This is a genomic window from Paenibacillus sp. NN59, assembly GCF_057597225.1.
The window spans coordinates 2,132,455-2,144,509 of sequence record NZ_CP199678.1 but is presented as its reverse complement, the minus strand read 5'-3'; the positions used below and the strand labels follow the sequence as shown (position 1 = coordinate 2,144,509).

The window sequence follows — 12,055 nt, the reverse complement described above, 5'->3', positions numbered from 1 at the left end:
TTGCTATAATTTGTAAACCTCAGGCATACTTTAGGCAGACGATGTGCTAAGCAGGATTCCGGCACACGGTTGCAGACTGTTCTTTTTGGCGTTTCAAAAGCTGACGATTGCTCTATATTAATAAGATAAGCTCTTGACTGAATAAAGGGGAGTTGAACCTTGGATCGAATCATTCTCAAACGTCTGCTTCGCGGTCTGTGGGTTATTGTAGCTACCTTTCTGATCGCCGTAGCCGTATATCTGTTGTTCCCGCTGTTATATCCTTTTGTTATTGCCTGGATTATTGCCTACGCGATGAATCCGCTCGTAAAGTTGCTCCAGAACAGGCTCCGTTTTCCACGCTGGCTCGCGGTTACCTTATCACTTCTATTGTATTTTGGGGCAATCGCTGTAATTTTATCTGCGGCTGTTACTCGTATGGTTAAAGAAGTCATTTCACTAACCACCAGTTTCGATCTGCATGTGGACGAAATCAAAGAAACGTTTGTACGCTGGACGCAGAACGATACGATCCAAAGTTTGATAGCGCAGATTAACGATTTTTACAAAGAAAACCCGAATTATCAAGAAACCATTAACAGTAACATCAGCAAAACAACAGAGACCGTCGGAACAGCGGTAAGTGACCTTGTTACTGGGTTTTTCAACCTGATTTTAAACCTGCTGACCTCGCTACCTAATATGGGTGCAGTTCTCATTGTGGTGTTGCTATCTACCTTCTTCATTAGCAAAGGCTGGACTCGTCATAGCATTACCGTCTCTGGTTGGGTTCCGTCTGCAGTTCGCAAACCGATCTCTGATATCTGGAATGATCTCAAAAAAGCCCTCTTTGGTTATGTACGCGCACAGCTGATCATGATCTCGATTACAGCGCTGTTCGTCATGATTGGGTTGCTTATCCTTCAAGTCAAGTCAGCGTTCACGATCGCTCTGCTGATTGGTCTGGTCGACCTGCTCCCCTATCTTGGTGTCGGTCTGGTCATGGTACCTTGGGCGGCGTATTTGTTCATGAACGGGGATATCTATCTTGGCATCGGTATTAGTGTGATCTATCTTATCTTGCTTATTGCCCGGCAGATCATTGAACCGAAAGTTCTTGCCAGTAGTGTGGGGCTAGACCCACTCGCAACGTTAGTAGGCATGTTTGTTGGCTTGAAGCTATTTGGTGTGCTAGGCCTCATTATCGGTCCGGTGAGTCTTGTGATTCTCGATGCCTTTAACCGTGCCAATGTACTTCGTGACCTCAGGACCTATATCATTAATGGCAGAGTCCGATGAGTCTGATTGAAGAGCATTAATCACAATCCTTTTCCAGTTAAACTAATGCAAAAAAAGTCTCCGTTCCAAGCAGAAGGTGCCTGCAGAACGGAGACTTTTGGTTTAAACGAGATAGATGCTCTCCTATTTCGGACGGCGATAAAATGTAATGCTGCCGTTTCTCATCTTTTTCTCCAACCAGCCCAGGAAGAATAACCGATATACTGGACGTGTTAACGGAAATACTAACGTAAAACCGATGAGATCGGTCACAAAACCAGGGATCAGCAGCAAGAATCCGCCGACAAAAACGAAAAGACCATCGACCATTTTCCGCCCAGGCACCTTGCCGCGTTCCATCTCCTGTTTGGCGTCCATCAATACCTTACGCCCTTCAAACTGCAACATGGCTATACCAATCAAGGACGTGAGAATCATAAGAAGCAATGTTTTTCCGGCCCCGATCCAATCACTCATCAGAATGAAACCAAACAGCTCAATTACCGGAATTAATAAAAGTAAAGCCCACATCCATTTTCGCATTGATATGTTACTCCTTTCCTGAGAACCACACCTTTTCAAGCGCGCTGTATAGCTCTGAAGCGACCTTATCCAGTCTAACCGGCTTCCAGTCTGTATTCACCCACACATGCTGGGTAGATCCCGTCACCAATCGTTCACCTGGGAGTGATTCATCATGTGCCCACACCCGCTCACCGACAGCGAGTGAAGCATCATCTTCCTCAGACATACGTCTTATGTCGTACTCGTAATTCAGGCGCAAGCCGCTAAAAGCAGTGATTCGAGTGAAAATGATGATCTCGTCATCGTACCGCGCCGGTTTATGATACTTCACATCCAGACCGGTTACAGGAAGCAACAGTGCCTGTTCTTCCATTTTACGATATGTATACCCCATTTGGCGAATCATCTCGGTACGGCCGATCTCGAACCAGTTCAGGTAGTTCGCATGATAGACAACCCCCATCTGGTCGCTCTCCTGATAACGTACACGAAGACGAGCTGTATACCAGTTACCATTACTTTCTTTTCGCACGTTCTCAGCCTCCTTGGCTCTACCATTCATACGCTTCAAATCACAGAATCGTGTCATGAAGATGGAAAAAAAGCAACGGGACATAAGGGCCCATTGCTTCTTTCATGTTACTTACCGAATCATACGCTACAATTAAGCGTTGTTTGGAATTTGGCTAACTTTGATCAGGTTAGTAGAACCGGAGCGGCCCAGAGGTACACCTGCTGTAATGACAACCAGGTCTCCTTCTTTAACCAGTCCTGATTTTACGCCACCTTCAATTGCATTTTCGAACAAAGCATCCGTAGAATCAACCAATCTACCTTTAACAGGAGTTACACCCCATGCCAGTGCCAAACGACGGGAAGTTCTGTCTTCTGTCGTTACAGCGATGATTGGAGCTTCTGGACGATATTTAGAGATCATACGTGCGGTATGTCCGGATTCTGTCGAAGTGATGATCGCTTTTGCGTTCAAATCTTGAGCGGACAGAGCAACGGATTGACTGATCGCTTCAGTAACCGTTGTTTGTTGTGCAACACGTTGTTTCAGATACAACTCTTGGTAAGGCAGAGCAGATTCTGCTTTTTCTGCAATACGGGACATTGTCAGCACGGACTCTACCGGATATTTACCGGCAGCTGTCTCACCAGACAACATGATTGCATCTGTACCGTCAAAGATTGCGTTGGCTACGTCACTTGCTTCCGCACGAGTCGGACGCGGGTTACGTTGCATCGAATCCAGCATTTGTGTAGCTGTAATAACCGGTTTACCCGCAACATTACATTTTTCGATCATGCGTTTTTGTACCAGTGGTACTTCTTCAGCAGGGATTTCCACACCTAGGTCTCCACGAGCAACCATCAGGCCGTCAGACACTTCAAGGATTTCGTCCAGGTTGTCTACACCTTGTTGGTTTTCGATTTTGGAGATAATTTGAATGTGACCTGCATTATGTTTCTCAAGCAATTCACGAATTTCAAGCACGTCGCTTGCTTTACGAACGAAAGAAGCTGCGATGAAATCGATACCTTGTTCGATACCAAACACGATATCGTTAGCATCTTTTTCAGTGATACCCGGCAGGGAAATCGCGACGCCTGGAACGTTAACACCTTTTTTGCTTTTGATTGTACCGCCGTTAACGATACGGCATTTGATCTCGGTGCCTTGTACTTCCACCACAGTCAGTCCGATCAGACCGTCGTCGATCAGAATTGTAGATCCAGCTTCAACATCCTTAGGAAGATCTGCATACGTAATGGAAAGACGATCTTTGGTTCCCAGAATTTCTTCTGTCGTCAAAGTGATGTACTCGTCCTGAACCAATTCAATTGGCTCAACTTCAAGTTTACCTGTACGAATTTCCGGTCCTTTGGTGTCCAGCAGGATTGCTACAGTTTTGTTCAGCTCTTCACATGCTTGGCGAATCGCTACGATCCGTCCGCCGTGCTCATCGAAATCACCGTGGGAGAAGTTCAGACGGGCTACGTTCATGCCAGCCATAATCAGTTTCTTGGTATTCTCCAGGGATTCACTGGATGGGCCAATCGTACATACAATTTTCGTTTTGCGCATTTTGGGTTTCCTCCGATTTTAAAGGTCTAACTTTATATCTCTATTTTTCTTTTTCCAACTATTAAATTTACTATACTTTCGATCATTTGTATAGGAAATTCGTCACATCATTCTGCATTTCCCGACAAATTTTTCACAGGTTCTGCTTCTAACGGCTGTTCCGATGCTTCCACTTGGACAGATTCTGCCTCGGAATTTGCTTCAACTTCACCCGCAGGCTCTCTTTCTTTAGTAGGTTCTACCGCAGAGGCTGGTGCTTCAAAAGTCACTGAGCCGATTTTGCGGAATTTTTCATAGCGATCCTGCTTTAATTGCTCCGCACTCCATCCTTTCATCTCATCCAGATGACGAACTAGAGCTTCGGAGATCGCTGTTGCAGCTGTATCATAGTCCTGGTGAGCTCCGCCGCGCGGTTCAGTGATAATCTCTTCGATCACTTCCATCTCGAGCAGGTCTTTCGCCGTAATTTTCATCGCTTCAGCGGCCTGATCTGCTTTGGATGCATCCTTCCATAGAATCGATGCCGCACCATTAGGAGAAATTGCAGAATAGATGGCATGCTCGAGCATGAGCACACGGTTACCTACAGCCATAGCTAGAGCACCGCCGCTTCCACCTTCGCCGATGACAACAACAATAACAGGAACCGAGAGTTTAGCCATCTCCAGCAAATTACGGGCAATCGCTTCCGATTGACCTCTCTCTTCTGCAGTATTACCCGGATACGCTCCTTTAGTATCAACAAACGTAATAATCGGGCGACCAAATTTGTCAGCCTGCTTCATCAAGCGAAGTCCTTTACGGAAACCTTCCGGGTGAGCACTTCCAAAAAAGCGGGCGATGTTGTCCTTCGTATCCTTTCCACGCTGTTGGCCAAGTACCGTTACGGTTTGTCCATTCAGCTTGGCGAGTCCACCAACAACCGCAAGGTCGTCACCAAACATACGGTCACCATGCAGTTCGGTAAAATCAGTAAAAATGAGCTGAATCAGATCCAGTGCTGTTGGACGCTGCTGGTGACGAGCCAAATGCATCTTCTGAGCCGGTGTTATGCTGGTGTAAATCTCTTCTTCAAGTCTATGATAACGTTCTTCGAGACGGGCTATTTCTTCGGTAAAATCAATCCCTTTTTCCTGCCCAAACTGAACGAGTTCTTCAATTTTTTTGCGCATCTCAATCAGAGGCGCTTCATATGGCAAACTACCCGCCATTTAGACCCCTCCCTTTTCACTGTGCATATCGAGAAGCTTGCCAAGGGTTGCCCGAAGTTCTTTCCGGTGAACAACCATGTCCAGTTGACCATGCTGGAGGTTGAATTCTGCGGTCTGGAAATCATCCGGCAGCTTCTGACGGATCGTTTGCTCAATTACTATTCTGCCTGCAAAACCAAATACAGCGCCAGGTTCAGCGATAATAATATCGCCAAGGCTCGCGAAACTAGCCGATACCCCACCGGTTGTCGGATCGGTGATCACCGAAATATAGAGCCCGCCTTGCTCGTCCAAACGAGCTAAAGCCGCACTTGTTTTAGCCATCTGCATCAGACTCAGAATACTCTCCTGCATCCGTGCACCGCCTGAAGTAGAGAAAATAATTAAAGGAAGCTTCTTCTCAATGGCATGTTCAACAGCACGGGTAATTTTCTCTCCGACTACAGAGCCCATACTGCCTGTGAAGAAATCAAAGCTCATTACAGCAACAACAACAGGAAGACCTTCAATGGTCCCTTCTCCTGTTATAACGGCTTCCTTCAAACCCGATTTCAGACGTTGCTGCTCCAGCTTACTGCTGTACCCCGGGAATCCGAGTGGATCAACCGAAACCATATCTGCATCATGCTCAACAAAACCTTCTTCATCCAGTACCATTGCAATACGTTCCATAGCGTTAAGACGCATATGGTAGCCGCAGGCAGGACATACTTTCAGGTTTTTCTCCAGTTCCTTGCTATATTGAATGGTGCCGCATTTGCTGCACTTGTTCATAAGCCCTTCAGGTATTTCACGTTTCGGGCGCTCGACGGCTTCTTGACGTTCACCTGGAATTGCACGCTCGGAAGGTATGGTAGCGTACTTCCGTTTCTTTTGGAATATATCTTTGAACACAACTACACCTCTCCAGCCAATAATTTGATGGCCGCAGGCCACAGTCCGCTGTAACAATCAGCTTGATCTGCATGCTGCGGTGAACCGCTTACGCTTATAACTCATGTTAAGACTTATACCTTACTAGCATTCAGAACAAAATTCCTCCGATACAAGGCAAACCTCAACGGCTACTCTCCGCACAATTGAGGTTACCTGCTATAACCGATTAACAAAAAAAGAAGGAAGGACAGTAGCATTATACTCATGCAAGTCGATTCCTCTTTCCGCTTCCGCGGTCAGTCCCTTATGTACCAGTGGTACTTTTTGTTATCTGCCAAGGCACTTCAATATCGAGAATCAAGAATGAAGAATGGAATTCAACACTTCCTGAACCTCTTCCAATTCCCCAGAAGGGACGCGAATCTCATATTGTTGCTTGGATAAACTGATGGGACGGGTCTGTACCAGAAAACCTTCTTCCGAAAGCTTGGTCTTGATCTTGTCCGCAACCTTTGCTGTCGGCGCAATGTAAATCACCGTCCACATGCCATGTCCGCCCCCTAAGCTAATGTTCAGAGCCCGTATATTGGACTAATGATACCATACCTCCGTTTTTTTCTGCAAGGAAGGGTTGAAGACCTTTCAGGAGAAAATCGGATGATTCGGGACATTGTCCCCTGCTTGGCAAGCCAAATGGTCATAGTCATGTGATATAATTCGCTGACTTTTACTAAGAGGCAAAAACCTTACAGGGCAGCCATAGCCGCCCTTAATGCTATTGGACAGATTGAGATGGTAACCACAGGTTTCTGTTGGTATTAATAGATCTTACAGGTCTGAAAGGTATTTCTTGGCTTTAATATTCTTGTGTGCAATCCGCGCGGAGGCGGCTGCAGCAAGACCTGCAACCAGATCATCCAGGAACACGTGAACGGCCGATTTTTGTTCATTCAAATCATGAATCACACCTATTTTTTCCTTGTCCAGATAGCCAAAACTGGTTAAACCAATCATGCCATACACATGTGTTATCCCTAAAGCCAGAGTCTCGTCCACTCCATAGAGTGACTCATCCGCTTCCATTATCGCTTGCAGCGGTTGGGGTAGAAGCTTTTTTTCAGCCAGTTCGTCAAGCGCAATGCCGGTGTACAGTGTGTACTGTACCTCTCTTTTTTGCAAAACGGATTTTACGCTGGTTACACAGTCGTCCATGGTCAATTCCGGGTGGTACCCTTTCTGCAAACGATACACAATCTCTGCGATAGCATCAATGTGTACACCTCGCCGGGCCAGCATAGCTTCCGCGATCTCATATGACATATCTCGACCTCCCGCATCAATCCCCCGAGAACCTCCAAGTTCTTCGGTGTTCTCAAGTGTATGCAGTGAACTTCCAAAATGTTCATAAATTGTGCGAATGTACACGCTCAAGCTGACATTACGCCATACCGATCTTCTGTTGGCTAGCATGTGCAAGTACAGCTGGCGTTTATTGGCTAAAATTTCAAAGAGGGTATTTTCCTCATCATTCATTCATAGAGAGAGCCTTGTAATTCAAGACGGAGATCATGGTAAACGGAACAGACACAATTCCGCATAAAATAGAATTTCCCGGCGTATTTTGCTGTTTTTCACCGGAATAACCGTTCTTGTGATCATTACCACTGGCAATGTGTACATTCGCGCAAGGACTTCTGGTGAACGATAACACTGAGCCGAAGGGATACATCATTGACGGAACTTTTATAAAAAAAGGATGCCCACCGTTCTTAATCTTGCAAACGGTGGGCATCCCCCGCTGAAGGTGGTGAAAACCTGCTTCAGCTTTATTTGATTTTGACTGTCCCTTCACCAAGCATTTTCTCCATTTCGGAGAACAGTGCCGGTGAAGGTTTGATCCGGTAGGCGTCGCTCAAGGCGAGCAGCTTCTGCTGCTGCTCGTAGAAAAGTACGGTCGCTACCGGGCCAGGATGCTGCTGGAGCAGCTCTTTGAGGCGCGCCAGCAGCTCGGGCTTCTCGGCCTGCGGGGTGAGCTTCACGAACACCCGTTGCTCGGCCCCACGCGGCGCGCGGCCCTGCTCCGCCGCGCCAGCCGCAGGCGTCGCACTGCCCGCGCGTGCGCTGGCTGCGGCGCCTGTGCCTGCCTCGCTGCGCGCCGAGGCAGGGCTGCGGCTTCCGCTTGCACGCGCAGCGGAAGCGTCACCGCCTGCGCTGCTGCGCTGCGCTGCGGCTCCCGCGCCCGCCGGTCGCTGCGGCGAAGCCGCCTGCGCCGGGCGCGAAGCGCTGCCGCTGCCGGGCTTGCCGCGGCGGTCGCGGCTGCGCAGCTGCTGTTCCAGTGCCGCCGGTGTCAGCGGCGACACTTCTTCGGCCAGCAGCTTAAAGCCCTCGTCCTGCTGCTGCACCTTGGCACGCACGACGAGCAGTTCACCTTTCCCGACATGTTGCTGGCTTCGCCGCCATACCTCGGGAAAGAGAACCACTTCGCAGCGTTCGACCTGGTCTTCCAGCTCCATGAACGCCATGGCCTTGCCCTGTTTCGTCGTAATCGACTTCACGGACACCACCATACCTGCGGCGACGGCCATCGTATCGTCAGCCGCTTCCGTCAATTCCATGATCCGGTCAGCCCCGCTCGATGCGAGCACATCTTCGTAATCATCCAGTGGATGACCGGACAGATACAGACCAAGCAATTCACGTTCCAGTTCCAGCTGCTGACTTGCCGAGAACGGCGGAATTTCCGGATATTCAATCTCCCAGTTTGGTGTCTCCACAAAGTCAAACAGCTGAATCTGCAGATCCTCACGCTCTTTACGCCATTTCAGAGCCGCTTCAACAGTCTCGTCTAACATTGCCAGCAGTTGCGCACGATGTCCTGGCAGGCTGTCAAATGCTCCGGCCTGAATCAGTGATTCAATGACACGTTTGTTGCACACTCTCAGATCAACACGGCGACAAAAATCGAGCAAACTGTCGAACGGTTTTTCCTGTCTGACTGCCATAATGCTTTCCATCGCTTGTGTACCTACATTTTTCACTGCAGCCAGCCCGAAACGAATGGCTCCTGAGGACCATATCGTTACTACTCCACTATCCTTATTGCTTAATTCTGATGCCTTCTCCTGAATCCGTCCATGCGCATGATCGGGATTCTGGTTGTGCGTCACATCCTCAGACTGAGCATGCTCGGCACCCTGCATCCTATCATGATCCCGCATTTCCTGCTGATCATGAACCTGTTCCGATCCAAGCACAGTGTCCGATACAGATATTCTCACCAGACCCGGGTCTAACTTACGGCCCGACTCTTTCGAATCTGACTTAGCAGATACAGCGTGCAAACCTTCGTTGTATCCACTTCTCTCCATTTCCGTTAAGTGTTCGTTATCGTCCGGCATAGGCCCAGGATCATCCGGTAACGGCACCTCTCCGTAATCCCCATGTTCCTCATAGTTATCATAAGAAGCATCTTCGCGGGCTTCGGGAGCTTCACGTCTTGGTGGTTGTCCACCTGTTTCCCTTGATTCATCCATCTCCTTCACAGCAGACGAAGCAAACACAGGTGTGAACAAAATGCCACTTTCATTTACATCTGGCGGGAGCACATTAATCTGCATGTGACGGCATTCCACTACATACTCTGCAACCTTACGATGGCTCCCCATAACAGCGGTTAGCATAGAAGCCATGAAATGCACGGGATAGTGCGCCTTCAAGTAAGCCGTTTGGAATGCAAGCACACCATACGCTGCTGCGTGAGCACGTGGAAAACCGTAGTTGGCAAATTTGACAATCATATCGTAAACGAGGTCTGCTTCTGCTTCGCTATATCCCTGTTTCAGACTGCCCTGAACAAAGTGGCCTCGTTCCAGATCGAGCACTTCCCGTTTTTTCTTGGAAACAGCTCGGCGAAGCAAATCCGCTTCTCCCAAGGAAAAGCCCGCCATACGGGATGCAATCTGCATGATCTGCTCCTGATAGACAATGATGCCGTACGTATCTTTCAGAATCGACTCCAGATCATCATGTGGATATTCCACTTCAATCTGACCATGCTTACCCTGAATGTATTTGGAGATAAACTCCATCGGACCTGGACGGTACAACGCCAATACGGAGATAATATCTTCGAACACACTCGGCTTCATTTCCTTCAAAACACGACGTACTCCGGCAGATTCCAGCTGAAATATACCCATCGTATCGCCGCGTCCCAGCATCTCATACGTAAGTGGGTCGTCGTCAGCAATCCGTGTAAAATCAGGAACTTCCGCACGCTCCCCAATCCAGCGCAGACAACGTTCTATAATGGAGAGGGTTCGTAAGCCGAGAAAATCCATCTTAAGCAGCCCTATCGATTCCAGATTTTCCATGGAATACTGTGTCAGGGCTGTTCCTTCGCTTCCTTCCTGCAATGGAACGGCATCCGTCAGCGGATCTCGTGAGATGACGACACCCGCAGCATGCGTGGAAGCATGACGAGGCATTCCTTCCACCTTCATTGCCATATCGAGCAGCTCACGTGTCTTGGGTTTCGTCTCATACAACGCCTTCAGCTCCGGCGTAGCTTCCATTGCTCGTTCAATGTTAATGCCGAGCTGTGCAGGAATCAGTTTCGCAGCCTTGTCCACTTCGCCATATGGCACGTTCAGCGCCCGCCCAACATCACGGACTGCAGCTCGGGCTGCCATGGTTCCAAACGTAATAATCTGGGCAACATGGGCTTTGCCGTATTTCTGTGCCACATAATCAATGACCTCGTCACGACGTTCATCACTGAAATCGATATCGATATCGGGCATGGATATCCGCTCAGGATTGAGAAAACGCTCGAAGAGCAGGTTATATTTCATCGGATCGACATCCGTAATACGAAGTGTATAAGCCACCAGGCTTCCTGCCGATGAACCCCGACCCGGTCCGGTGACAATTCCCTGCTTGTGCGCATAAGCGATGAAATCCCACACGATCAGGAAATAATCCGAGAATCCCATGCTGTCAATAACCCGCAACTCATAGTCCAGCCGTTGCTCCAGCTCTGTACGAAGCGCCATATCGTTCCACCGATTGGAGTCTGCATACCGGGTATTCAAACCCTCTTCACACAACTGACGAAGATATGCAGACGGACTCAAACCTTCAGGGAGCGGACGGTATTCCGGTAAAATGGATTTGCCAAATTCCAGCTCCAGTTCGCAAGAATCGGCGATGCGGACTGTATTAGCGATGGCCTCCGGCACATGAGGGAACAGACGAGCCATCTGCTTGCCGCTCTTCAAATACAATTGGTTCGTTCCGATCCGCAAACGAGTCTCATCCTCTACCGTTTTACCTGTCCCGATACAGATCAGGACATCTTGCAGTTCTGCATCCTCTTCGGACAGATAATGAGCATCATTCGTTGCCACAAGCTGGATTTCCAATTCAGCAGCGAGTTTGATCAGCTGCGGATTGACTCTTTTTTGCTCAGCCAGTCCGTGATCCTGTAGTTCCAGATAAAAGTCGGAGCCAAAGATGTTTTTGTAACGTAGCGCGGCACGGCGCGCCTCTTCTTCACGCCCATGCAACAAATGCTGAGGAACTTCGCCGCCGAGACAAGCGCTGAGACAAATAATTCCTTCATGATGTGCCGCCAAACTCTCCATGTCGATACGCGGTTTATAGTGGAAACCCTCCAGATGTCCAATGGAACACAGCTTCATCAGGTTCCGATAACCGGTCATATTTTTCGCCAGCAAAATCAAATGATAGATCGGTTGATCCTTCCGGCTTCCCCGTTCTTTGCGAGAACCTGCCGTCATATATGCTTCACAGCCGATAATCGGTTTGATTCCCCGCTGGGCGCAGGCTTTATAAAATGGGATAGCCCCATACATGACGCCATGATCGGTCAGCGCAAGTGTCGTCATCCCCAGATCTGCGGCTTTATCCACGAGATCCGGAATACGCGCAGCGCCGTCCAGCAAACTATATTCACTGTGAACATGCAAATGCACAAAAGAACTCATGTCTTTTTACTTCCTTTCCCCGCTTACAGTGGCAGCTCTCATCATTGATGCTGTGTGCCGCCGTAGTGTACTTTATAATGCGCAAA

At 48.6% G+C, this 12,055-nt stretch carries 10 protein-coding genes; 1 reads left to right on the top strand and 9 read right to left on the bottom strand.

The window, feature by feature from the left end:
• The first annotated feature begins 159 nt into the window (after nt 1-159).
• A complete protein-coding gene (gene ytvI, locus ACT89M_RS09650) occupies nt 160-1,278 on the top strand; it encodes a sporulation integral membrane protein YtvI (protein ID WP_090920232.1) in 1,119 nt (372 codons plus the stop codon).
• Between the two features lie 123 nt (nt 1,279-1,401).
• Here ytvI and ACT89M_RS09645 read toward each other — a convergent pair whose 3' ends face one another.
• From ACT89M_RS09645 to ACT89M_RS09605, 9 genes are all read right to left on the bottom strand, one after another.
• A complete protein-coding gene (locus ACT89M_RS09645; RefSeq protein ID WP_090920522.1) occupies nt 1,402-1,806 on the bottom strand; it encodes an FxsA family protein in 405 nt (134 codons plus the stop codon).
• A 1-nt stretch (nt 1,807) separates the two neighbouring features.
• Nucleotides 1,808-2,314 (bottom strand): acyl-CoA thioesterase, encoded by a 507-nt coding sequence (locus tag ACT89M_RS09640; RefSeq protein WP_373323200.1) that lies wholly within the window; start codon nt 2,312-2,314, stop codon nt 1,808-1,810.
• A 132-nt stretch (nt 2,315-2,446) separates the two neighbouring features.
• Complete coding sequence (gene pyk / locus ACT89M_RS09635) at nt 2,447-3,874, bottom strand: pyruvate kinase (protein ID WP_090920229.1); 1,428 nt, start codon at nt 3,872-3,874, stop codon at nt 2,447-2,449.
• Nucleotides 3,875-3,981: 107 nt separating this feature from the next.
• Entirely contained in the window at nt 3,982-5,085 is a 1,104-nt protein-coding gene (locus ACT89M_RS09630) for an acetyl-CoA carboxylase carboxyltransferase subunit alpha (protein WP_253495799.1), read from the bottom strand.
• Nucleotides 5,086-5,979: an acetyl-CoA carboxylase, carboxyltransferase subunit beta gene (gene accD / locus ACT89M_RS09625; RefSeq protein ID WP_123064194.1), complete on the bottom strand. Its 894-nt coding sequence runs from the start codon at nt 5,977-5,979 to the stop codon at nt 5,086-5,088.
• A gap of 339 nt (nt 5,980-6,318) precedes the next feature.
• On the bottom strand, nt 6,319-6,507 hold the full coding sequence (locus ACT89M_RS09620; protein ID WP_090920220.1) for a glutamate decarboxylase: 189 nt from the start codon (nt 6,505-6,507) through the stop codon (nt 6,319-6,321).
• Nucleotides 6,508-6,789: 282 nt separating this feature from the next.
• Nucleotides 6,790-7,281: a phosphatidylglycerophosphatase A family protein gene (locus tag ACT89M_RS09615; protein ID WP_090920516.1), complete on the bottom strand. Its 492-nt coding sequence runs from the start codon at nt 7,279-7,281 to the stop codon at nt 6,790-6,792.
• A 205-nt stretch (nt 7,282-7,486) separates the two neighbouring features.
• Nucleotides 7,487-7,813: a hypothetical protein gene (locus ACT89M_RS09610; RefSeq protein ID WP_154886741.1), complete on the bottom strand. Its 327-nt coding sequence runs from the start codon at nt 7,811-7,813 to the stop codon at nt 7,487-7,489.
• Nucleotides 7,788-11,969 carry a DNA polymerase III subunit alpha gene (locus ACT89M_RS09605; RefSeq protein ID WP_487345213.1) on the bottom strand — a complete coding sequence of 1,394 codons (4,182 nt, stop codon included), beginning with the start codon at nt 11,967-11,969 and terminating at the stop codon, nt 7,788-7,790. The genes ACT89M_RS09610 and ACT89M_RS09605 overlap by 26 nt, the downstream gene beginning before the upstream one ends.
• Nucleotides 11,970-12,055: the final 86 nt, after the last annotated feature.